Origin of the sequence: Streptomyces sp. A2-16, assembly GCF_018128905.1 — a bacterium.
Taxonomy (GTDB): domain Bacteria; phylum Actinomycetota; class Actinomycetes; order Streptomycetales; family Streptomycetaceae; genus Streptomyces.
In genome coordinates, this window is sequence record NZ_CP063808.1 from 746,272 (window position 1) to 768,525 (window position 22,254).

General features: G+C 69.0%; 22 protein-coding genes. 17 read left to right on the forward strand and 5 right to left on the reverse strand.

The window, feature by feature from the left end; translation table 11 throughout:
- The first annotated feature begins 3 nt into the window (after window positions 1-3).
- Window positions 4-561 (forward strand): hypothetical protein, encoded by a 558-nt coding sequence (locus IOD14_RS03560; protein WP_212669629.1) that lies wholly within the window; start codon window positions 4-6, stop codon window positions 559-561.
- Between the two features lie 57 nt (window positions 562-618).
- On the opposite strand, the gene IOD14_RS03565 is transcribed toward IOD14_RS03560, so the two are convergent.
- A complete protein-coding gene (locus tag IOD14_RS03565; protein WP_212669630.1) occupies window positions 619-1,593 on the reverse strand; it encodes a chitinase in 975 nt (324 codons plus the stop codon).
- A 394-nt stretch (window positions 1,594-1,987) separates the two neighbouring features.
- On the opposite strand from IOD14_RS03565, the gene IOD14_RS03570 reads away from it, so the two are divergent.
- The 4 genes from IOD14_RS03570 to IOD14_RS03585 are packed head-to-tail and all read left to right on the forward strand — an operon-like array spanning window position 1,988 to window position 6,592.
- Complete coding sequence (locus IOD14_RS03570) at window positions 1,988-2,278, forward strand: hypothetical protein (protein WP_249125818.1); 291 nt, start codon at window positions 1,988-1,990, stop codon at window positions 2,276-2,278.
- A 17-nt stretch (window positions 2,279-2,295) separates the two neighbouring features.
- Complete coding sequence (locus tag IOD14_RS03575) at window positions 2,296-4,569, forward strand: bifunctional polysaccharide deacetylase/glycosyltransferase family 2 protein (RefSeq protein ID WP_212669632.1); 2,274 nt, start codon at window positions 2,296-2,298, stop codon at window positions 4,567-4,569.
- Complete coding sequence (locus tag IOD14_RS03580; RefSeq protein ID WP_212669633.1) at window positions 4,566-5,900, forward strand: acyltransferase; 1,335 nt, start codon at window positions 4,566-4,568, stop codon at window positions 5,898-5,900. Before IOD14_RS03575 ends, IOD14_RS03580 begins: the two co-directional genes overlap by 4 nt.
- Entirely contained in the window at window positions 5,897-6,592 is a 696-nt protein-coding gene (locus IOD14_RS03585) for a demethylmenaquinone methyltransferase (protein WP_123991017.1), read from the forward strand. Before IOD14_RS03580 ends, IOD14_RS03585 begins: the two co-directional genes overlap by 4 nt.
- A 21-nt stretch (window positions 6,593-6,613) precedes the next feature.
- On the opposite strand, the gene IOD14_RS03590 is transcribed toward IOD14_RS03585, so the two are convergent.
- A complete protein-coding gene (locus IOD14_RS03590; RefSeq protein ID WP_123991018.1) occupies window positions 6,614-6,931 on the reverse strand; it encodes a PASTA domain-containing protein in 318 nt (105 codons plus the stop codon).
- A 110-nt stretch (window positions 6,932-7,041) separates the two neighbouring features.
- Complete coding sequence (locus IOD14_RS03595) at window positions 7,042-7,566, reverse strand: GNAT family N-acetyltransferase (protein ID WP_123991019.1); 525 nt, start codon at window positions 7,564-7,566, stop codon at window positions 7,042-7,044.
- Window positions 7,567-7,688: 122 nt separating this feature from the next.
- On the opposite strand from IOD14_RS03595, the gene IOD14_RS03600 reads away from it, so the two are divergent.
- Window positions 7,689-8,975, forward strand: coding sequence for a geranylgeranyl reductase family protein (locus tag IOD14_RS03600; RefSeq protein WP_037720722.1), 1,287 nt, complete (start codon window positions 7,689-7,691; stop codon window positions 8,973-8,975).
- 105 nt (window positions 8,976-9,080) lie between these two features.
- Here the strand turns inward: IOD14_RS03600 and def are convergent, their stop codons facing one another.
- Both def and IOD14_RS03610 read right to left on the reverse strand, forming a co-directional pair.
- Entirely contained in the window at window positions 9,081-9,728 is a 648-nt protein-coding gene (gene def, locus IOD14_RS03605) for a peptide deformylase (protein ID WP_212669634.1), read from the reverse strand.
- Between the two features lie 159 nt (window positions 9,729-9,887).
- Window positions 9,888-10,694, reverse strand: coding sequence for a C40 family peptidase (locus tag IOD14_RS03610; RefSeq protein ID WP_123991021.1), 807 nt, complete (start codon window positions 10,692-10,694; stop codon window positions 9,888-9,890).
- Between the two features lie 734 nt (window positions 10,695-11,428).
- Here IOD14_RS03610 and IOD14_RS03615 point away from each other — a divergent pair.
- The 11 genes from IOD14_RS03615 to nuoK are packed head-to-tail and all read left to right on the forward strand — an operon-like array spanning window position 11,429 to window position 22,253.
- Window positions 11,429-11,788: an NADH-quinone oxidoreductase subunit A gene (locus IOD14_RS03615; protein WP_007383963.1), complete on the forward strand. Its 360-nt coding sequence runs from the start codon at window positions 11,429-11,431 to the stop codon at window positions 11,786-11,788.
- 14 nt (window positions 11,789-11,802) lie between these two features.
- A complete protein-coding gene (locus tag IOD14_RS03620; protein WP_007383964.1) occupies window positions 11,803-12,357 on the forward strand; it encodes an NADH-quinone oxidoreductase subunit B in 555 nt (184 codons plus the stop codon).
- Window positions 12,354-13,100 carry an NADH-quinone oxidoreductase subunit C gene (locus IOD14_RS03625; RefSeq protein WP_123991022.1) on the forward strand — a complete coding sequence of 249 codons (747 nt, stop codon included), beginning with the start codon at window positions 12,354-12,356 and terminating at the stop codon, window positions 13,098-13,100. Before IOD14_RS03620 ends, IOD14_RS03625 begins: the two co-directional genes overlap by 4 nt.
- A complete protein-coding gene (locus IOD14_RS03630; RefSeq protein WP_212669635.1) occupies window positions 13,097-14,419 on the forward strand; it encodes an NADH-quinone oxidoreductase subunit D in 1,323 nt (440 codons plus the stop codon). Before IOD14_RS03625 ends, IOD14_RS03630 begins: the two co-directional genes overlap by 4 nt.
- Window positions 14,416-15,297, forward strand: a complete 882-nt coding sequence (gene nuoE, locus IOD14_RS03635; RefSeq protein WP_123991024.1) for an NADH-quinone oxidoreductase subunit NuoE — start codon at window positions 14,416-14,418, stop codon at window positions 15,295-15,297. The genes IOD14_RS03630 and nuoE overlap by 4 nt, the downstream gene beginning before the upstream one ends.
- A complete protein-coding gene (gene nuoF, locus IOD14_RS03640; RefSeq protein ID WP_174269206.1) occupies window positions 15,294-16,643 on the forward strand; it encodes an NADH-quinone oxidoreductase subunit NuoF in 1,350 nt (449 codons plus the stop codon). Before nuoE ends, nuoF begins: the two co-directional genes overlap by 4 nt.
- Window positions 16,640-19,144, forward strand: a complete 2,505-nt coding sequence (locus IOD14_RS03645; RefSeq protein ID WP_212669636.1) for an NADH-quinone oxidoreductase subunit G — start codon at window positions 16,640-16,642, stop codon at window positions 19,142-19,144. Before nuoF ends, IOD14_RS03645 begins: the two co-directional genes overlap by 4 nt.
- On the forward strand, window positions 19,141-20,529 hold the full coding sequence (gene nuoH, locus IOD14_RS03650) for an NADH-quinone oxidoreductase subunit NuoH (protein WP_123991027.1): 1,389 nt from the start codon (window positions 19,141-19,143) through the stop codon (window positions 20,527-20,529). The genes IOD14_RS03645 and nuoH overlap by 4 nt, the downstream gene beginning before the upstream one ends.
- Entirely contained in the window at window positions 20,522-21,124 is a 603-nt protein-coding gene (nuoI, locus tag IOD14_RS03655; protein ID WP_123991028.1) for an NADH-quinone oxidoreductase subunit NuoI, read from the forward strand. The genes nuoH and nuoI overlap by 8 nt, the downstream gene beginning before the upstream one ends.
- Entirely contained in the window at window positions 21,121-21,957 is an 837-nt protein-coding gene (locus IOD14_RS03660) for an NADH-quinone oxidoreductase subunit J (RefSeq protein ID WP_123991029.1), read from the forward strand. The genes nuoI and IOD14_RS03660 overlap by 4 nt, the downstream gene beginning before the upstream one ends.
- A complete protein-coding gene (gene nuoK / locus IOD14_RS03665; protein ID WP_003974374.1) occupies window positions 21,954-22,253 on the forward strand; it encodes an NADH-quinone oxidoreductase subunit NuoK in 300 nt (99 codons plus the stop codon). The genes IOD14_RS03660 and nuoK overlap by 4 nt, the downstream gene beginning before the upstream one ends.
- The last annotated feature ends 1 nt before the right edge of the window (window position 22,254 follow it).

The following is a 22,254-nucleotide window of genomic DNA, read 5'->3' on the forward strand; positions in this document are numbered from 1 at the left end:
GTCGTGCTGACGATCCACACCGCCGACCTGCTGATCCCGGGCGGCGGAAAGTCACCGCTGCCCGGTGGGGCGGTACTGGTCGAGGGGCGGCGGCTCGCGGCCGTGGACGTGTACGAGGAACTGGCCGCCGCACATCCGACGACGAGGGTGCGCCGCTGGCCGGGAGTTCTCACCCCGGGCCTGGTGAACCCCCACGGCCCGGAACTCCTGGAGCAGGCCTACCATCCGGACCCGCGTGAGGACCTGGGCAGCGAGCCCGTCTCGGGCGAGGCGCTGGAGTCACTGGGCATGACCGACGCCCGGTGGGGTGCGAGTGCGCGGCGGGGTGTTCAGCGGATGCTGGCGCACGGGACGGTGGCGGTGGTGGGTCCGCTGAGCCGTCCCGCGGTGATCGACGCCGTCCACAGGTCGGGCCTGACGATCGAACAGAGCCTCCCGGAGGGCCCTCTGACCCCGCTGCTTCCCGGCGCGGATGCGACCTTCGCCGTCTTCGAGACGGCCGACCTGACGACATGCGTGGCAACGGTGATCAAGGGCCGCTTGCTGCACCGGCGCAGGTGAGACGTTCAGGGGCGCGGGGAACTGCGCGACCGGCCACGACGCATCCGCACCCGAAACTCAACCGCCCAACGCCTCCCCGAACGCCCCCGAACTCTGAGCAACCCCACTGCAGTCGGTCAACGCGTCATCCTCATCCGCGTTCCCCTTCTCGCACTCCTGGTCCCGGAACGTCGACCACATCGACACCCACGCCACCTCCTTCGACTCGGCGAACTCCCGCACCTGAGCCGCGTCGGACAACGTGAACGTCTCGCCGTCCACGTCGTTCGTGCCGATCATCGAGGTGAGCGCCATTCCCTGCCACGCGGTGGAGTCGGACGTGCCGAAGACCTCCTTCAACTGACGGTGCGCCGCCTTCGCCGAGGTGATCGCGTAGTCCCCCATGTCCCCGTCGTACGACTCCCCGTAGTTCATCGTCATGATGTTGACGGTCGACACCTGGACCGAGTTGTCGTTCGCGGACTCCAGCAGTGCCACACCGTCGTCGTCGAGCCCGGACGGCATCACGGGAAGCGTGAACGTCACGGCGAGATCGCTCCGTTCCTCCTGGAGCAACGCGATCGCCTCGGACCGCAGATCCACCGAGGCGGAGTCGGCCAGCGCGTCCCCCTCGACGTCGAAGTCGGCGAGCGAGGAACCGGCCGCGTCCAGGGCCTTCCCGTAGGCCGCCGCGAGCTTCGCCGCACTGGAGCAGGTCTCGGCCAGCTCCTTCCCGGACGCCCCGCCGAAGGAGACCCGGACCTGAGCCCCGTCCTCCTTCAGCGCGCTGATCCGGGACGTGACCGAGGAGTCGCCGACCGCGGACGTGCCGTTCCAGGAGGGCGCGCAGTCACTCCCGTCGGCGATCACGAACGCGAGGTTGTACACCGAGGGCGAGCCCGCGGAGTCGTTGTCCGAGGCCTCGGTGGCGCTCACGTACGGGGCGTACGAGGTATCTGCCGACGAGGCCGGTTCGGACCTGTCGGAACACCCCGCGGTGGCCAGGGCAAACAGACACGTGAGACCGGCGGTCGGCCTCAGGAATACCCGCATTTTTTTCATGCATCCGCTCTCGTGATGTTCGTCTCAGGCCCGAAACAAGGGGTCATTCGAAAGGAGAACGTCTCATACGGAGCCGTTGTTCAAGGCGGCAGTCGATGCACAGAGAATCGATGGGCCGCACTGCGCGAATCGGGTCAACCGGGCGAACTGAACTGGGCATTCGACGCACTTCCCTCCATGGTGACCTGCGCAGGCGTTCGAGGAATCTCTCAGGGAAATGACAGGTTAAGGGGTTTCCCATATGCGCCTCACAAGAAGTGCGGACTCGATCACATAAAGACTCCTTAACGTCTGGGGAATGCATTCCGAGACTGCCACCGAAAGCCGTGCGGACACGCGCGGTCGCCGCCGCAAACGCGGTAGTAACGGGCCCGCCGAAGGACCCGTGTTCGTTGACAACTCCGGACGCCGCTCCAAGATGCTGCGCCGGATCGGCCTCCTCCTCGGCGCTCTGTCCCTCGGGTACGCCGTCGTGCTGGGCCTGGCGTTCATGGGCATCGGCGTCTCCAGCACGACCCTGCTGCCCTTCGCGGGCGGCGGGCCGCGCGGCGGCTCCGACTCCGGCCCCGGCGGCATCAGGCCGCAGGGCGGCATCGGCACCCCGCCGGCACTGCCCACCGGTTCTCCGCCCACGGGCGCCGCCCCGACAGCGACCGCCTCCGCGGCCTCCAACTGACCGGAACGGGCCACCACATGACCACGACGACGCCCTCCCGCGGCCGCCGGCGCGCCCCCACCCGCATGAAGCGGGCGGCGGGCAAGGCCGCGGCGCTGCAGAAACCGCGGGTCATCCTCGCCCTGCTGCTCCTGCTCGGCCTGACCAGCGTGATGCTGCTCGACGGCTATCTGCGCGCCGAGGTCGGCGGCGACCAGCGGGTGCGCGACGGCGCCAGCTCCAGCAAGGTCCCCGACACCATCCTCAACGGCGGGCCGATCATCAGCTTCCGCGGCGGCCAGGCCACCACGACCTCGGTGCCGGCCAGGACGATCGCGCTCACCTTCGACGACGGCCCGAACCCGACGTACACGCCCCAGGTCCTGAAGATCCTGGAGAAGTACGACGTCCCGGCCACCTTCTTCGTGGTGGGCTCGATGGTCTCGCGCTACCCGGGGATCGTGAAGGACATGGTCGACCAGGGCAATGAGGTCGGCATCCACACCTTCACCCACGTCGACCTCTCCTACCAGAGCGACGCCCGCGTCCGGCGCGAGATGACCCAGACGCAGCTGGCCCTCGCGGGCGCGGCCGGCATCACCACCACGCTGTTCCGGGCGCCGTACTCCTCGGAGACCGACGCGATCGACAACTACAGCTGGCCCGTCTACGAGAAGCTCGGCGAGGAGGGCTACACCAGCGTCTTCGTCGACACCGACAGCGACGACTGGAAGAAGCCGGGCGTCTCGAAGATCGTCAAGTGGTCCACGCCGTCCGGGACCTCGGGCGCCTCCGTGCTGATGCACGACGCTGGCGGCGACCGCGAGCAGACGATCGAGGCGCTGCCGAAGTACATCGAGAAGATGCGGGCGAAGGGCTACACCTTCACCACCATCAGCGGGGTCATCGAGGCACAGAACATGGGCGCGCAGCTCCCGGGCGGTGACCGGAACGCCAGCCAGAACGGCAACCAGAACGCCGACCGCGACGGTGCCGCCCGCCTTCAGGCCGCCCACCGCGAGGCCACCGGCGCGACCCTCTACGAGGGCAAGGCGCTCGTCGGGGCCGTGGCCGTCGCCGAGTACGCCGTGCCCACCCTGTCGGTCGGGCTCGCCGTGGTGGGCGTGGCCGTCATGGGGCGGTTCGGGATGATGCTGATCCTCGCCCGCCGCCACTACCGGCAGCGCAACAGACGCCGCTTCGGCTGGGGGCCCGCGGTCACCCGGCCGGTGAGCGTGATCGTCCCGGCGTACAACGAGAAGGAGTGCATCGCCAACACCCTGGAGTCGCTGGCGAGGAGCACCCATCCGATCGAGGTCGTCATCGTCGACGACGGCTCCTCGGACGGTACGTCGGAGATCGCCCGGGCCGCCGCCGAGCAACTCGGCATGACCAACGTCCGGGTCGTCCGCCAGGAGAACGCGGGCAAGCCGGCCGCCCTCAACAACGGTGTCCGCAGCGCCGGTCACGACATCGTCGTGATGATGGACGGCGACACCGTCTTCGAACCGGACACCGTACGGCAGCTGGTGCAGCCCTTCGCGAACGAGGAGGTCGGCGCGGTCGCCGGCAACGCCAAGGTCGGCAACCGGAACACGATCATCGGCGCCTGGCAGCACATCGAGTACGTGATGGGCTTCAACCTCGACCGCCGGATGTACGACCTGCTGCGCTGCATGCCCACCATCCCGGGCGCGATCGGCGCGTTCCGCCGTGAGGCCGTTCTCCAGGTCGGCGGCATGAGCGAGGACACCCTCGCCGAGGACACCGACATCACCATCGCCATGCACCGCGCGGGCTGGCGGGTGGTCTACCAGGAGCACGCGCGCGCGTGGACCGAGGCACCGGGCTCCCTGAAACAGCTGTGGTCCCAGCGCTACCGGTGGTCGTACGGCACCATGCAGGCGCTGTGGAAGCACCGCAAGTCCCTCACGGACAAGGGGCCCTCGGGCCGGTTCGGCCGGGTCGGCATGCCGCTGGTGGTGATCTTCCAGATCGTCACGCCGGTCTTCGCCCCGCTGATCGACGTGTTCACCGCCTACTCGATGATCTTCGTCGACTTCCAGGCCGCGCTGTACGCGTGGCTGGCGGTCCTCGGCGTCCAGCTCGTGTGCGCCGCGTACGCCTTCAAGCTGGACAGGGAGAAGTACCGGTACCTGCTGATGATGCCGCTCCAGCAGCTGGCCTACCGCCAGATGATGTACCTCGTCCTCATCCACTCCTGCATCACCGCGCTCACCGGCGGCCGCCTGCGCTGGCAGAAGCTGAAGCGCACCGGCGAGGTCGGCACCCCGGCGGGGGTCGGCCGATGAGCTGGGAGCAGCAGGGGTACTGGCAGGGACAGGGACAGACGCAGGGGTACGACCAGCAGTACGGGTACTCGGAGTACGCGCGGCAGCCGTACGTCGCGCCCGAGCCGTACGTCGTGGACCCGTACGCCCCGCCCGAGCCGTACGTCGAGCACGTGCAGGGTGTGCCGGAAGCGACGTATCCGTTGCCGGTGGTGGGGCCGGAACCGGAGCCACCGGTCACCGCGCCCTCCACTGAAGCCGAGGCGGAGGAGGAGAAGCCTCCGTCTCGGCCCCCGGGCCGCGACCGCTACTTCGACACCCTCAGGGCCGTCGCCCTGATCCGGGTCGTCAGCTATCACACCTTCGGGTGGGCCTGGGCCGGCATGGTCTTTCCCTCCATGGGGATCATGTTCGGCCTGGCCGGCACGCTGATGGCGAAGTCCCTGGAGCGCCCGGCGCTCGAGGTGGTCAGGAGCCGGATGCGCAGGCTGCTGCCGCCGTTCTGGTTCTGGGGTCTCTTCGTGGTCCTCGCGATGCTGATCCACGACTGGATGCCGGGCTGGCAGATCGTCTACTGGGTCGTACCGCTCGGCGACCCGCCGGGCAACGCGTGGGGCGAGCAGGCCTGGGAGATCCTCTGGTACCTGCGGACGTATCTCTGGTTCGTCCTGCTGTCGCCGGCCCTGCTGAAGCTGTTCCGGACGGCCCCGGTGCCGGTCCTGCTGCTGTCCCTGACCCCGATCGTGGCCTTCCACTTCCTCTGGGAGCCGCCCGACGACCGCCTCGGCAGCGCCCTGACCGACCTCGCGACCTTCCTGTTCTGCTGGATGCTCGGCTTCGCCCACCGGGACGGTGTCCTGGAGCGGCTGAAGCCGGTCGCCGTCGTCGTGCTCTCGCTCGCCGCCATCGGGTTCGGCGGCTGGTACGCCTTCACCCACCAGGCCGAGACCGGGTCGTACGACCTCGACGACATCCCCCTCGCGCAGGCCTTCTGGTCCGCCGGGTACGTGACGCTGCTGATGTGGGCCACGTCGTGCTTCGGGATCGACTTCGCGTGGCTGACCCGCTTCCGGCGGACCGACCGGATCGTCACGGTCTTCAACTCCCGCGCGGTGACGATCTACCTGTGGCACGAGATCGCGCTGATCCTCGCCGTGCCGCTGATCGACCGGTTCTGGGACGTGCCGGCCTTCGAGAAATGGCTGCCGCTGGAGAGCCAGTGGTTCATGTTCGGCATCGGGTGGGTGCTGATCGCCGTGTTCGTCCTGATGTGCGGATGGGTGGAGGACGTGGCCGCGAAGAAGAAGCCGCAGCTTCTTCCGGGAGGGCGTGCTGCAAGAATGGGGACGTGACCCGCGCTTCCCTGAACAAGCAGCCGCACGAAGTCGCCTCGATGTTCGACGACGTGGCGGAACGGTACGACCTGACCAACGACGTGCTCTCGCTCGGCCAGGACCGGGTGTGGCGCAAGGAGGTCGCCCGGGCCGTCGACGCCCGCCCCGCCCAGAAGATCCTGGACCTGGCGGCGGGCACCGCCACCTCCTCGCTGCCCTTCGCCCGCACCGGCGCCTATGTCGTGCCCTGCGACTTCTCGCTCGGCATGCTCCAGGTCGGCAAGCGCAAGCACACCTGGCTGCCGTTCACCGCGGGTGACGCGACGAAGCTGCCCTTCAAGGACGACACCTTCGACGCCGTCACCATCTCCTTCGGACTGCGCAACGTCCAGGACACCGACTCCGCGCTGCGTGAGATGTACCGGGTGACCAAGCCCGGCGGCCGGGTCGTGATCTGCGAGTTCTCCCACCCGACCTGGGCGCCCTTCCGCACGGTCTACACCGAGTACCTGATGCGCGCCCTGCCGCCGGTCGCCCGGGCGGTCTCCTCCAACCCCGACGCCTACGTCTACCTCGCCGAGTCCATCCGCGCCTGGCCCGACCAGCCGGCCCTCGCCGAGCGTCTCCAGAAGGCGGGCTGGTCGAAGGTGGCCTGGCGGAACCTGACGGGCGGCATCGTGGCCCTGCACCGGGGCGTCAAGGAGAGCTGAGCGGCTCCCCGCGGGGTGCGGTCAGAGTCCCGTCGTGCAGCGGACGTGGTGCGGATCGCCCGGCTCGTCCAGCTCGCGCTGGAGTCCGCCCCTGGGGGGCCTCGGGATGCGGGGTTCATGGACGCCCCCGCCGCCCTCGCCCGGGCCGAGGTCGAACCAGACGTAGACCACCGAGTCCCGCGGCACCTCGGCACCGGCCTGCGGGTACTGCCGTACGACGTAGTCGACGACGGCCAGATGGAAGTCCTTCCGGTCGGGCGCATTGACGAACAGGCCCTGCGCCTGGGCCGTCTCGCGTGCGTCGACGGCCATGAGTCCGACCAGACGCGGTACGCGCACTTCGGGCGTATTGGGTGTTATGCGCACAGATGTCACCCCCAGCGGTACTGGAAGGGTAACTCCGGCCCGGTGGCGGCCGGAAGTGCCAGGTGTCTTTCTGTAGCAGTCGGCTACTGTGCGTGACCCTGCTGCAGGCTCAGCCGGAAGCACAGCGCCTCTTCCGCGAGCCGGGGGTGCGGGAAGGTCTGCGCGAGTTCCATCCCGAGGCGCTTGGTGACCGCGATCGACCGCTCGTTCCCGGGTCTGACCATCGCCACCACACTGGTGACACCCGCCGCCCTGACCCGCTCCAGCGTCATCTGCGCGGCCACCGTGGCGTACCCCTGCCCCCAGTACCGGCGTCCGAGCCGCCAGCCGATCTCGATCTCGCCCGTCGGCCCCCAGTCCTGCGGCCACGGCTGGGCCCCGGTGAAGCCGATGACCTGCCCGCTCTCGTCGACCATGGTCCACAGGCAGAAACCCCGCTCGGCGTCGTGCCGGCGCTGCCGCGCGGTGAGCTCCTCGTAGACGTACAGCTCGGCGGACCTGCCGCCGTGGAACTCCATGACGTCCGGGTCGTCGAAGACCCGGTGCCAGGCCACGGCGTCCTCGTCGGTGGGGACGCGCAGCCGTACTACGGGCAGAGCTCGGTTCACTGGGGCAGCCCTTCAGCCGGGTGATCAATTCTGCTGAATAGACTGCCCATGTCCAGTGCCGGTCGGCACGCGGATTCAGAACTTGATTCCGAACTTGATTCCGAGCCTGGGGAGATCCCGCCGTGACCGAGCCCCTGTCCGAGAACACCGCCGATGTCATCGTCGTCGGCGCGGGGCCGGCAGGCTCCACGACCGCGTACCACCTCGCCAAGTCCGGACTCGACGTGCTCCTGCTGGAGAAGACCGAGTTCCCGCGCGAGAAGGTCTGCGGCGACGGCCTGACCCCGCGCGCCACCAAGCAGCTCGTGGCCATGGGCATCGACATCTCCGAAGAGGCCGGCTGGCTGCGGAACAAGGGCCTCCGCATCATCGGCGGCGGCGTACGCCTCCAGCTCGACTGGCCGGAACTCGCCTCCTTCCCCGACTACGGCCTCGTCCGCAAGCGCGACGACTTCGACGAGCAGCTCGCCCGCCAGGCCCAGAAGGCCGGGGCGCGGCTGTACGAGCGCTGCAACGTCGGCGCCCCGATCGTCGACGACCGCACCGGCCGGATCACCGGCGTGCACGCCAAACTGGGCGAGGAGAAGCGCGAAGTCACCTTCCACGCGCCCCTGGTGGTCGCCGCCGACGGCAACTCCACCCGGCTCTCCCTCGCGATGGGCCTGCACCGCCGCGAGGACCGCCCGATGGGCGTGGCCGTACGGACGTACTTCGAGAGCCCCCGCCACAAGGACGACTACCTGGAGTCCTGGCTGGAGCTGTGGGACCGCCGCGGGCCCGGCGAGGACCGGCTGCTGCCCGGCTACGGCTGGATCTTCGGCATGGGCGACGGCACCTCCAACGTCGGTCTCGGCGTCCTGAACACCTCCGACTCCTTCAAGGAGCTCGACTGGCGCGAGGTGCTGAAGGCCTGGTGCGCCTCCATGCCGGAGGACTGGGGCTACACCCCGGACAACATGACCGGCCCGATCCGCGGCGCCGCCCTGCCCATGGCCTTCAACCGCCAGCCGCACTACACCAAGGGCCTGCTCCTGGTCGGCGACGCAGGCGGCATGGTGAACCCCTTCAACGGCGAGGGCATCGCCTACGCCATGGAGTCCGGCCAGATCGCCGCCGACGTCATCGTCCAGGCCCACGCCCGCGCGACCCCCGCCCAGCGGGAGATCGCGCTGCAGCGCTACCCGCAGGTCCTCAAGGACACCTACGGCGGCTACTACACGCTGGGCCGCGCCTTCGTGAAGCTCATCGGCAATCCGAAGGTCATGAAGATCGCGGCCCAGCGCGGACTGACCCACCCGCTGCTCATGAAGTTCACCCTCAAGATGCTCGCCAACCTCACCGACCCCACGGGTGGCGACGCGATGGACCGGATCATCAACGGGCTGAGCAAGGTGGCGCCGAAGGCGTGACGCGGGGCCCCCGCGTGCGGCACCTTTGAGGGATGGACGCAGGGGTCGCGCTACCCGTCTTCGTCATCCTCATCGCCGTGTCGGTGTGGGCGCTGGTCCACTCCCTCAGGCGCTGACGGAGCCCTGGCCGCCGTTCAGCGCCTCGACGTTGGCGGCCCGGCGGGCGTACACCTCGTCCCGCCGGTCCGCCATCTGCCGGAGCGCCTCCCTGCGCTCCCGCCCGGACAGCCGGTCCAGATACACGTGCCCGTTCACATGGTCGGTCTCGTGCGCCAGGCACCGCGCGAAGTACCCGGTCCCCTCGATCACGAGCGGCTCGCCGTCCCGGTCGAACCCGCGCACCACGGCCCGGTCCGGGCGCGGTACGACCATGACGGCACCCGGCACCGACAGGCACCCCTCGCCGTCCTCGAGCAGCCTGCGCCCGGCGGGGTCGAGTTGCTCGAGCACCGGGTTGACGATGTGTCCGACATGCCGGACTCCGTCGTCGTCCGGGCAGTCGTAGACGAAGAGCCGCAGATCGACGTCGACCTGGTTCGCGGCGAGTCCCGCCCCCTCGGCGATGTACATCGTCAGGAACATGTCGTCGATCAGCGCGGCGAGATCGGGCCCGAACTCGGTCACGTCCCGGCACGGCCTGTGCAGCACCCCCTCGCCGGCCTCGGTGATGCGCCGGACCCGCCCGCGCCGGGCCTCGGGGGCGAGCGGCGGGTACGTGTCGGTGGGCCTGCCCTGGACGAACACACTGGGCATGGTGATGTCTCCTGTTCCATGAAGGTGCTGCGGATGCGGATCGCAGAACCCATCCAACCCCCGGACAGGAAACGGAAGGGCCGCAACCCCCGAGCGGGTGCGGCCCTTCCGTACGTTCGCGCTGCCCCGGTGACCCAAATGTCCCCGGGTGTCCCGGTGTCAGAGCACCCGCACCGCTCCGGTCGGCGGGTCGTAGGACAGCGGCTTCTCGGCGACACCCGTCGAGGGGTTCTGCGCGCCGACGAACATGCCGTCGCCGACGTACACCGCCACGTGGTACGCGCTGCCCGCGCTGCCCCAGTACAGGATGTCGCCCGGCTGCAGGTTGCTCAGCGAGACCTGGGTGCCGGCCGTCGACTGGTCCTGCGAGACGCGCGGCAGGTCGACACCGATCTGGCTGAACGCGGCCTGGACGAGGCCCGAGCAGTCCCAGGAGTTGGGGCCGGTGCCGCCGGAGACGTACGCGTCACCGATCTGCGCCTTCACGAAGGCGATGACGGCCGCGGCCGAACCGGTGGCCGTGGACGAGCTCGTGGAGACACTGGCGCTCGCCGAGGCGGACAGGGTGGTCCGCTCGGAGCTGCGCGAGGCGGCCTCCTCGGCGGCAGCCCTGCGCGCCTCCTCGGCCTTCTTCTTGGCCTCAGCCTTCTTCTTGGCCTCGGCGAGGTCCGCCTTGGCCTGCTTCGCGGCCTTCGCGGCGGCCGCGTCACGCTCGGCCTGCAGCTGGTAGTTGGCGGCCGCCTGCTGCATGGCGTCGGCGGACTCGGCTACCTGGCTGCCCAGGTCGGCCGAGAGGGTGGGCAGTTCGAGGGTCTGCGTCGTCGACTCGGCGGCGAACGCCGAAGCCGACGCGCCCGCCGCTGCCATGCTGAGTACGCCACCGGCGACACCGGCGCGGACGGCGATCGAAGTCGTCGCGCTGCGGCGGGGTTTCCGGTGGCTGCGTATGTGAGCGGTGTGGGACATGAGACCAACTGGTATCAGGGGCTCCTCCATACCTTCAAGAAACGTGTGCTGCGCCACAGTTGTTCAATCGGCGGCCCGAAATCATGGGGCGCCACTCTTTATTGACGCCGTAACGGACATTGCGGACGCACGCGATCAAGCCTGTGATCATGGGCTTTCGCTGTTACGCCCTAATTGCCCCGCAACTAGCATCGGTTGCTGCCGTTGGCCAAGCCCCCTTCTTGTGGAGCTCTTGCGGGTGTGGCGGAGGTCACGCAACGGTCACGACGGTGGCTGCGTCCGAAGAGGATCGGCGCTCGTGAATGTGTGCACGCGTCCACATCGGTCCTCGCGCCTCCCTCTGATGTGTGAACGCGATCCTCTAGCAAGCAGTCGCGTCCAGCGCCAATTTGCATGCAGGGGAAGTCTCTTGATATTGAGACGCCTCTTCCGACCTGCGCCGACTGGCGAAAATGTCACCTCTGGTGATCACTCGGGCGCATCTCGTGTGAAGATCACTGCTGATCCGACTTCATGATCCTTCGTCGGGTGGTGGAGATCACAAAGCTTGTGCAATACCCCGTGTCGCAGATCACAGACCGGCGGGCATAGGATGCGGGTCAGTTGGGCTTGTGACCTGCTTCACATGTTCGCGATCTTCGTCGGAACGGACGGAGGTCAGAGGGACGTATGAGTCGGGTGTGAGTCCGATGCCATCGCCAGCAGTCAGTGCCGACTGAGAGGAGCGAGGAGCGGTGAACGCCTATGCGCCCATCCTCGTACTGGGAGCCCTCGGGGCAGGCTTTGCGATCTTCTCCGTGGTCATGGCCACGCTGATCGGTCCGAAGCGGTACAACCGGGCCAAGCTCGAGGCCTACGAGTGCGGTATCGAGCCGACCCCCACGCCGGCCGGCGGCGGGCGCTTCCCCATCAAGTACTACCTGACGGCGATGCTCTTCATCGTCTTCGACATCGAGATCGTCTTCCTCTACCCCTGGGCCGTCACCTTCGACGCCCTGGGTGTTTTCGGGCTCGTGGAGATGCTGCTCTTCGTGCTCACCGTCTTCGTCGCGTACGCGTACGTATGGCGGCGCGGCGGCCTGGAATGGGACTGAGGGGCCTTTAACTCATGGGACTCGAAGAAAAGCTGCCGAGCGGCTTCCTGCTGACCACCGTCGAGCAGGCCGCGGGCTGGGTGCGCAAGGCGTCCGTCTTCCCGGCCACCTTCGGCCTGGCCTGCTGTGCCATCGAAATGATGACCACGGGCGCCGGACGCTACGACCTGGCCCGCTTCGGCATGGAGGTCTTCCGCGGCTCACCCCGCCAGGCCGACCTCATGATCGTCGCCGGCCGGGTCAGCCAGAAGATGGCGCCGGTGCTCAGGCAGGTCTACGACCAGATGCCGAACCCCAAGTGGGTCATCTCCATGGGGGTCTGCGCCTCCTCGGGCGGCATGTTCAACAACTACGCGATCGTGCAGGGCGTCGACCACATCGTCCCGGTCGACATCTATCTGCCCGGCTGCCCGCCACGGCCCGAGATGCTGATGGACGCCATTCTCAAGCTCCACCAGAAGATCCAGTCCTCCAAGCTCGGCGTGAACGCCGAGGAGGCGGCCCGTGAGGCGGAGGAGGCGGCGCTCAAGGCCCTGCCCACGATCGAGATGAAGGGGCTGCTGCGGTGAGCGACGCGAACGGCACGAGCAACGGCGTCAATCCCGAGAAGGATCTCGGCGCCTCCAACCTCCCGGGCCAGCGCGGCGACGGCGGTGAGGAGATCCGCGTCCAGCGCGGCATGTTCGGCGCCGAGAACGGCGGCGACACCTCCGGCTACGGCGGCCTGGTCCGCTCGGTCCGCCTCCCGGGGCCGGCGTCCCGCCCCTACGGCGGCTGGTTCGACGAGGTCGCCGACGAACTGGAAGGCGCCCTGGAGGAGCAGGGACTGCTCCCCGACAACGCCATCGAGAAGACGGTCGTCGACCGCGGCGAGCTCACCTTCCACATCGAGCGCGAGCACCTGCTGCGCGTCGCCCGCACCCTGCGCGACGACCCGGCCCTGCGCTTCGAGCTCTGTACCGGCGTCAGCGGGGTCCACTACCTCCACGACAAGGGCCGCGAGCTGCACGCCGTCTACCACCTGCGCTCGATCACCCACAACCGGCTGATCCGCCTGGAGGTCAGCGCCCCGGACGCCGACCCGCACATCCCGTCCCTGGTCTCCGTGTACCCGACCAACGACTGGCACGAGCGCGAGACCTACGACTTCTTCGGGATCGTCTTCGACGGTCACCCGGCCCTGACGCGGATCATGATGCCGGACGACTGGCAGGGCCACCCGCAGCGCAAGGACTACCCCCTCGGCGGCATCCCCGTCGAGTACAAGGGCGCCCAGATCCCGGCTCCGGACCAGCGGAGGTCGTACTCGTGAGCACTTCCCACGCCTCTCCCCGTGAGACCACCGAGGGCACCGTCTACACGGTCACCGGCGGCGACTGGGACGAGGTCGTCCAGTCCGCCGCCAAGGCCGACGACGAGCGCATCGTCGTCAACATGGGTCCGCAGCACCCGTCCACCCACGGGGTGCTCCGCCTGATCCTGGAGATCGACGGCGAGACGGTCACCGAGGCCCGCTGCGGCATCGGCTACCTGCACACCGGCATCGAGAAGAACCTCGAGTTCCGCACGTGGACGCAGGGCACCACGTTCGTGACGCGCATGGACTACCTGACGTCCTTCTTCAACGAGACCGCCTACTGCCTCGCCGTCGAGAAGCTCCTCGGCATCGAGGACCAGATCCCCGACCGGGCCACCCTCATCCGGGTACTCCTGATGGAGCTGAACCGGCTCTCCTCGCACCTGGTGTGCATCGCCACCGGCGGCATGGAACTCGGCGCCACCACGATCATGATCTACGGATTCCGTGATCGTGAAATGATTCTCGACATCTACGAGCTCATCACGGGCCTTCGGATGAACCACGCGTACATCCGCCCCGGCGGACTCGCGCAGGACCTGCCGCCGGGCGCGGTGGACCACATCCGCGAGTTCGTGAAGAAGATGAAGAAGAACCTCCCGGAGTACGACAAGCTCGCCACCGGGAACCCCATCTTCAAGGCCCGTATGCAGGACGTCGGCTACCTGGACCTCGCGGGCTGCATGGCCCTCGGCGCCACCGGCCCCATCCTGCGCTCCACCGGTCTGCCGCACGACCTGCGCAAGGCACAGCCCTACTGCGGCTACGAGACCTACGACTTCGACATCCCGACCGCCGACACCTGCGACTCCTACGGCCGCTTCCTCATCCGCCTGGAGGAGATGCGCCAGTCGCTCAGGATCGTCGAGCAGTGCCTGGACCGGCTCCAGCCGGGTCCGGTCATGGTCGCCGACAAGAAGATCGCCTGGCCCGCCCAGCTCGCGCTCGGCCCCGACGGGCTCGGCAACTCCCTCGACCACATCAAGAAGATCATGGGCACCTCCATGGAGGCCCTGATCCACCACTTCAAGCTGGTCACCGAGGGCTTCCGCGTCCCGCCGGGACAGGCGTACGCGGCCGTCGAGTCGCCCAAGGGCGAACTCGGGGTGCACGCCGTGTCCGACGGCGGCACCCGCCCCTTCCGGGTCCACTTCCGCGACCCGTCCTTCACCAACCTTCAGGCCATGGCGGCGATGTGCGAGGGCGGCCAGGTCGCCGACGTCATCGTCGCTGTCGCGTCCATCGACCCCGTGATGGGAGGCGTCGACCGGTGACCACGAGTTCTTCCGAGCGGGGCGTCAGCCTGGGCATGCCCGAACTGCCCGCGCCCGCTTACCCGGACGACGTCCGAGCCCGGCTCGAGGCGGACGCGCGAGAGATCATCGCCCGCTACCCGGACTCCCGCTCGGCCCTGCTGCCGTTGCTGCACCTCGTGCAGTCGGAGGAGGGCCATGTCACGCGCACCGGGATGCAGTTCTGCGCGGACGTGCTGCAGCTGACCACGGCTGAGGTCACCGCGGTGGCCACCTTCTACACGATGTACCGGCGCCGGCCCTCCGGTGACTACCAGGTGGGCGTCTGCACCAACACGCTGTGCGCGGTGATGGGCGGCGACGCGATCTTCTCGGAGCTCCAGGAGCACCTGGGCGTCGGCAACGGCGAGACCACCGACGACGGCAAGGTCACCCTGGAGCACATCGAGTGCAACGCGGCCTGCGACTTCGCGCCGGTCGTGATGGTCAACTGGGAGTTCTTCGACAACCAGACCCCGGCGAGCGCCAAGCGCATGGTCGACGACCTGCGCGCGGGGCGTCCGGTCGAGCCCACGCGCGGGGCGCCGCTGTGCACCTTCAAGGAGACCGCGCGGATCCTCGCCGGCTTCCCCGACGAGCGGGCCGGAGCCGTCGAGGCGACCGGCGGAGCGGGACCCGCGTCGCTGGTGGGCCTCCGCCTGGCCAAGGGAGAGACCGCACCCGCGCGCGTGGTCCATCCGCGCGAAGGAGCATCGCAGGACCGCGACGGCGCACCGCAGGACAGGGGCGCCCACGCGCCGTCCCCGTCGGAGCACCTGAGCTCACACGACGCGCCACAGGACACGTCGGCCTCCGACCCGGCCCACCCGGCCGGGCCCGCCGCCGAGGAGGGGGAGTGATGACCTTGGCACCCGAACTCAAAGACACCAGCCCCGAGAAGCTGCTCGCACCCGTGCTGTCGGCCTTCTGGGACGAGGACAAGTCCTGGACGCTGGACGTCTACAAGAGGCACGAGGGGTACGAGGGGCTCCGCAAGGCGCTCGCGATGTCGCCGGACGACCTGATCGCGTACGTCAAGGACTCCGGTCTGCGCGGCCGCGGCGGCGCCGGATTCCCCACCGGAATGAAATGGCAGTTCATTCCGCAGGGAGATGGAAAGCCGCACTATCTCGTTGTCAACGCCGACGAGTCGGAGCCGGGAACCTGCAAGGACATCCCGCTCCTCTTCGCGAACCCGCACAGCCTCATCGAGGGCATGATCATCGCGTGTTACGCCATCAGGTCTTCGCATGCGTTCATCTATCTGCGGGGTGAAGTCGTCCCCGTACTGCGGCGGTTGCACTCGGCCGTGAGCGAGGCCTACGCGGCCGGCTACCTCGGACAGAACATCCTGGGCAGCGGCCTCGATCTCGACATCACCGTGCACGCGGGCGCGGGCGCGTACATCTGCGGTGAGGAGACCGCACTGCTCGACTCGCTCGAAGGCCGCCGTGGCCAACCGCGGCTCCGTCCCCCCTTCCCTGCGGTCGCGGGCCTCTACGCCTGCCCGACTGTTGTGAACAACGTGGAGTCGATCGCGTCGGTTCCCGCGATCCTCCAAAGGGGGAAGGACTGGTTCAGGTCGATGGGCAGCGAGAAGTCCCCGGGCTTCACGCTGTACTCGCTCAGCGGCCATGTCGCGAGCCCCGGCCAGTACGAGGCCCCGCTCGGCATCACGCTCCGCCAGCTCCTCGAGATGAGCGGCGGCATGCGGCCGGGCCACCGGCTCAAGTTCTGGACACCGGGCGGCTCCTCCACGCCGATGTTCACCGACGAGCACCTCGACGTCCCCCTCGACTACGAGGGCGTCGGCGCCGCCGGCTCGATGCTCGGCACCAAGGCCCTGCAGTGCTTCGACGAGACGACCTGCGTGGTCCGTGCCGTCACCCGCTGGACCGAGTTCTACGCCCACGAGTCCTGCGGCAAGTGCACCCCGTGCCGTGAAGGCACGTACTGGCTCGTGCAGTTGCTGCGCGACATCGAGGCCGGCAAGGGCGTCATGTCCGACCTCGACAAGCTCAACGACATCGCCGACAACATCAACGGCAAGTCGTTCTGCGCCCTCGGCGACGGCGCCGCCTCGCCGATCTTCTCCTCGCTCAAGTACTTCCGCGAGGAGTACGAGCAGCACATCACGGGCCGCGGCTGCCCCTTCGACCCGGCCAAGTCGACGGCCTGGGCCGACCGCACGGAGGTGAACGCATGACGGTGACCACGAGCGCTCCCTCGGGCGGGGGAGAGGCGGCGGTCCCGCCGGAGGATCTCGTCTCGCTGACGATCGACGGCGCCGAGATCAGCGTGCCCAAGGGCACCCTGGTCATCCGGGCCGCCGAGCAGCTCGGCATCGAGATCCCCCGGTTCTGCGACCACCCCCTCCTCGACCCGGCCGGCGCCTGCCGCCAGTGCATCGTCGAGGTCGAGGGCCAGCGCAAGCCGATGGCCTCCTGCACCATCACCTGCACCGACGGGATGGTGGTGAAGACCCACCTGACCTCGCCGGTCGCCGAGAAGGCCCAGCACGGTGTGATGGAGCTCCTCCTCATCAACCACCCGCTGGACTGCCCGGTCTGCGACAAGGGCGGCGAGTGCCCCCTGCAGAACCAGGCGATGTCCCACGGCCAGGCCGAGTCCCGCTTCGAGGGCAAGAAGCGGACCTACGAGAAGCCCGTCCCCATCTCCACCCAGGTGCTGCTCGACCGCGAGCGGTGCGTGCTGTGCGCCCGCTGCACCCGCTTCTCCAACCAGGTCGCGGGCGACCCCATGATCGAACTGATCGAGCGGGGCGCGCTCCAGCAGGTCGGCACCGGAGAGGGCGACCCCTTCGAGTCGTACTTCTCCGGCAACACCATCCAGATCTGCCCGGTCGGGGCGCTCACCTCGGCGGCGTACCGATTCCGCTCCCGCCCCTTCGACCTGGTCTCCTCTCCGTCGGTCTGCGAGCACTGCTCCGGCGGCTGCGCCACCCGCACCGACCACCGGCGCGGCAAGGTCATGCGCAAGCTCGCGGCCAACGACCCCGAGGTCAACGAGGAGTGGATCTGCGACAAGGGGCGCTTCGCCTTCCGGTACGCGCAGCAGCGCGACCGGCTGGAGCACCCGCTGGTCCGCAACCCCGAGGGCGAGCTGGTGCCGGCGTCCTGGCCGGAAGCCCTGCAGATCGCCGCCCAGGGGCTGCTCGCCTCGCGCGGCCGGGCCGGGGTCCTCACCGGCGGCCGCCTCACCGTCGAGGACGCGTACGCGTACAGCAAGTTCGCGCGCGTGGCGCTCGACACCAACGACATCGACTTCCGCGCGCGCGTGCACAGCAGCGAGGAGGCCGACTTCCTGGCCGCGCGGGTCGCCGGCCGCGGCCGTGACCTCGACGGTACGGGCGTCACGTACTCCGCTCTGGAGCAGGCGCCGGCGGTCCTGCTGGTCGGGTTCGAGGCCGAGGAGGAGGCGCCCGGCGTCTTCCTGAGGCTGCGCAAGGCCTGGCGCAAGCACGGCCAGAAGGTGTTCTCGCTCGCCACGCACGCCACCCGCGGTCTGGAGAAGGCGGGCGGCACGCTGCTGCCCGCCGCGCCCGGCACCGAGACCGAGTGGCTCGACGCGCTGGCCGGCGGGGTCGGACTGGAGGACGACGGCAGCCGGGCCGCCGAGGCGCTGCGCACGGCGGGCGCGGTGATCGTCGTCGGCGAGCGGCTGGCCGCCGTGGAGGGCGGACTGACCGCCGCCGCGCGGGCCGCCTCCGCGACCGGCGCACAGCTGGTGTGGATCCCGCGGCGGGCCGGGGAGCGCGGCGCCGTCGAGGCGGGCGCGCTGCCCTCGCTGCTGCCGGGCGGGCGTCCCGCCACCGACCCGCGCGCGCGTGATGAGGTCGCCTCCGTCTGGGGTGTGGCCGAACTCCCGCACCGCTACGGCCGGGACACCGGTCAGATCGTCGACGCCGCACTGTCCGGCGAACTCCAGGCGCTGCTGGTCGCGGGCGTCGAGATCGCGGACCTGCCCGATCCGGCACGCGCGCGTGAGGCGCTCCAGGAGGTCGGGTTCGTGGTGTCGCTGGAACTGCGGCCCGGTGAGGTCACCGAGCACGCGGACGTCGTCCTGCCGGTGGCCGCGGTCGCCGAGAAGGCCGGCACCTTCCTCAACTGGGAGGGCAGGGTGCGCTTCTTCGAGGCGGCCCTCAAGCCCGACCAGATGACCCGCCGGCTCGCGCCCACCGACGCACGGGTGCTCCAGATGCTGGCCGACGCCATGGACGTACACCTGGGCCTGCCGGATCTGCGCACCACGCGCGCGGAGATCGACCGGCTCGGCCCGTGGGACGGACCGCGCGGCACCGAACCGCTGGAGAGCGCGGCACAGTTGCCGCGGCCCGCCGCCGGGGAGGCCGTGCTGGCCGGACACCGGCTGCTGCTCGACCAGGGCCTGCTCCAGCAGGGCGACGAGGCACTCGCCGGGACCCGGCACGCGGCACGCGCGCGTGTGTCGGCCGCGACGGCCGCAGAGGCGGGCGTCAAGGAAGGCGACCTCCTCGCCGTGACCGGCAAGACCGGAGTCGTCGAACTGCCGCTGCAGATCACCGAGATGCCCGACCGCGTGGTCTGGCTCCCGCTGAACTCCACCGGCGGGGGCGTCGCCTCCGACGCCGGTGTGGTGCCCGGCTCCCTCGTCCACATCGGCCCGGCCACGCTCGCAGCCGACGCCCCCAAGGAGGTGGAGGCATGAGCCCGCACGTCAGCCCGTACGTCGCCGCGGAAGACCTCTCGATGTTCGGCACCGACCCCTGGTGGCTCGTCGTCATCAAGGCCGTCTTCTGCTTCGCCTTCCTGATGGTGACCGTGCTGTTCTCCATCGTGTGGGAGCGCAAAGTCGTCGCCTGGATGCAGCTGCGCATCGGCCCCAACCGGCACGGCCCCTGGGGCATGCTCCAGTCGCTCGCCGACGGCGTGAAGCTGATGCTCAAGGAAGACGTCATCGTCAAACGCGCGGACAAGGTCGTCTACGTCCTCGCACCGATCGTCGCGGCCATCCCGGCCTTCATGGCGATCGCGGTGATCCCCTTCGGCCCGGCCGGCAACGAGGTCTCGATCTTCGGCCACCGCACCTCGATGCAGCTCACCGACCTGCCGATCGCGATGCTCTACATCCTCGCGGTCGCCTCGGTCGGCATCTACGGCATCGTCCTGGCGGGCTGGAGCTCCGGATCGACGTACCCGCTCCTCGGCGGCCTGCGCTCCTGCGCTCAGATGATCTCGTACGAGATCGCCATGGGCGCCGCCTTCGCCTCGGTGTTCCTCTACTCCGGGTCGATGTCCACCTCGGCGATCGTCGAGGCGCAGCAGGACCGCTGGTACATCGTCCTGCTGCCGGTCTCCTTCATCATCTACGTCATCACGATGGTCGGCGAGACCAACCGCGCCCCCTTCGACATGCCGGAGTCCGAGGGCGACCTGGTCGGCGGCTTCAACACCGAGTACTCGTCGATCAAGTTCGCGCTGTTCATGCTCGCCGAGTACGTGAACATGGTGACGGTGTCGGCCGTGACGACCACGCTCTTCCTGGGCGGCTGGCGGGCTCCCTGGCCCATCAGCACCTTCTGGGAGGGCGCGAACCACGGCTGGTGGCCGCTGCTCTGGTTCGTGATCAAGGTGCAGTTGCTGCTGTTCTTCTTCATCTGGCTGCGCGGCACGCTCCCTCGCGTCCGCTACGACCAGCTGATGAAGCTCGGCTGGAAGGTCCTCATCCCGGTCTCCGTGGTCTGGCTGATGCTCGTCGCGACCGTGCGGACCCTGCGCAACGAGAACTACGACTTCGCCGACATCGCGCTCTACATCGGCGGCGGAGTCCTGGTCCTGCTGCTGCTCTCCTTCGTGGCCGACATGTTCCGCGAGAAGTCGAAGGCGGCCACCGGGCCGGCCGCGGAACCGGTCGGCTTCGATCCGATGGCCGGCGGATTCCCCGTCCCGCCGCTGCCCGGACAGGAGGTGCCGCCGGTGCCCAGGCGCCGCTCGCGCCAGGAGCGGGAGCTCATTGTCAGTGGCGGGCCCGATACTCAGAGTGACGGATCGCTGAGCGGTTCCACGGATGGAAAGGAGGCGTCCGATGGCTGAGGAGCCGAAGGAGACCAAGCCCGGTTTCATGAACCCTGTCGCCGGCTTCGGCGTGACCTTCAAGGCCATGTTCAAGAAGCGGCTGACCGAGCAGTACCCGGAGCAGCAGAAGACCACCGCTCCGCGGTTCCACGGACGGCACCAGCTCAACCGCCATCCGGACGGCCTGGAGAAGTGCGTCGGCTGCGAGCTGTGCGCCTGGGCCTGCCCTGCCGACGCCATCTATGTGGAGGGCGCCGACAACACCGACGAGGAGCGCTACTCCCCGGGCGAGCGGTACGGCCGCGTCTACCAGATCAACTACGCCCGCTGCATCCTGTGCGGCCTGTGCATCGAGGCGTGCCCCACCCGCGCGCTCACGATGACCAACGAGTTCGAGCTGGCCGACAGCAGCCGCGCCAACCTCATCTACACCAAGGAGCAACTGCTCGCCGGTCTCGAAGAGGGCATGGTCGACTCGCCCCACGCCATCTACCCGGGCACGGACGAGCAGGACTACTACCGGGGCCTGGTGACCGAGGCCGCGCCCGGCACGGTCCCCCAGGTCGCCGTGTCCAAGGGCGAGAAGCCCGACGAAGAGGAGGTGGGCGCATGAGCGCGCAGCTCGCCGCCTACTCCACCTCCACCGGTGAGGCCTTCCAGTTCTGGGTCCTCGGCACCGTCGCCGTGATCGGCGCCCTGTGCACCGTCTTCATGAAGAAGGCCGTGCACAGCGCGCTCTGCCTCGCCGGCACCATGATCATCCTGGCGGTGTTCTACCTCGCCAACGGCGCCTACTTCCTCGGCGTCGTCCAGATCGTCGTCTACACCGGCGCGATCATGATGCTGTTCCTCTTCGTCGTGATGCTCGTCGGCGTCACCGCGGCGGACTCCCTGAAGGAGACCATCAAGGGCCAGCGCTGGCTGGCGCTGCTGTGCGGCCTCGGCTTCGGCATCCTGCTCTTCGCCGGCATCGGCAACGCCTCCCTGAAGGAGTTCAACGGCCTGACCCAGGCCAACGCGGGCGGCAATGTGGAGGGCCTGGCAACCCTCATCTTCACCAAGTACGTCTTCGCCTTCGAGATCACCGGCGCCCTGCTGATCACGGCGGCCGTCGGCGCCATGGTGCTCACCCACCGCGAGCGCACCGAGCGCGCCCTGACCCAGCGCGAGATGGCCGAGAAGCGCGTCCGCGAGGGCAAGCACATCCCGCCGCTGCCCGCCCCCGGCGTCTACGCCCGGCACAACGCGGTGGACATCGCGGGCCTGCTGCCCGACGGCACCCCCTCCGAGCTCACGGTCAGCAAGACCCTCCGCGACCGCGGCCAGATCCGTGACGTGTCCACCGAGGCGCTGAACGACCTCAAGGCGCTGGAGCAGCGCGCGGAGGAACGCCTGGAGCGGACCGAGATCGAACCGGCCACCTTCAAGAGGGAGGCGTCGAAGTGAACCCGGTGAACTACCTCTACCTCGCCGCCCTGTTGTTCACGATCGGCGCCACCGGCGTGCTGATCAGGCGCAACGCGATCGTCGTGTTCATGTGCATCGAGCTCATGCTCAACGCCTGCAACCTCGCGTTCGTCGCCTTCTCCCGGATGCACGGCAATCTCGACGGCCAGATCATCGCCTTCTTCACGATGGTCGTCGCCGCCGCGGAGGTCGTGGTCGGGCTCGCGATCATCGTGTCGCTGTTCCGTTCCCGCCACTCGGCCTCGGTCGACGACGCCAGCCTGATGAAGCTGTAAG

Excerpts from the sequence above, each read along its gene's own strand:
- IOD14_RS03580 (WP_212669633.1), top strand. The coding sequence starts at position 4,566 with ATGAGCTGGGAGCAGCAGGGGTACTGGCAGGGACAGGGACAGACGCAG.
- IOD14_RS03610 (WP_123991021.1), bottom strand. The coding sequence starts at position 10,694 with ATGTCCCACACCGCTCACATACGCAGCCACCGGAAACCCCGCCGCAGC.
- IOD14_RS03575 (WP_212669632.1), top strand. The coding sequence starts at position 2,296 with ATGACCACGACGACGCCCTCCCGCGGCCGCCGGCGCGCCCCCACCCGC.
- IOD14_RS03660 (WP_123991029.1), top strand. The coding sequence starts at position 21,121 with ATGAGCGCGCAGCTCGCCGCCTACTCCACCTCCACCGGTGAGGCCTTC.
- nuoH (WP_123991027.1), top strand. The coding sequence starts at position 19,141 with ATGAGCCCGCACGTCAGCCCGTACGTCGCCGCGGAAGACCTCTCGATG.
- IOD14_RS03645 (WP_212669636.1), top strand. The coding sequence starts at position 16,640 with ATGACGGTGACCACGAGCGCTCCCTCGGGCGGGGGAGAGGCGGCGGTC.
- IOD14_RS03565 (WP_212669630.1), bottom strand. The coding sequence starts at position 1,593 with ATGCGGGTATTCCTGAGGCCGACCGCCGGTCTCACGTGTCTGTTTGCC.
- def (WP_212669634.1), bottom strand. The coding sequence starts at position 9,728 with ATGCCCAGTGTGTTCGTCCAGGGCAGGCCCACCGACACGTACCCGCCG.
- IOD14_RS03620 (WP_007383964.1), top strand. The coding sequence starts at position 11,803 with ATGGGACTCGAAGAAAAGCTGCCGAGCGGCTTCCTGCTGACCACCGTC.
- nuoI (WP_123991028.1), top strand. The coding sequence starts at position 20,522 with ATGGCTGAGGAGCCGAAGGAGACCAAGCCCGGTTTCATGAACCCTGTC.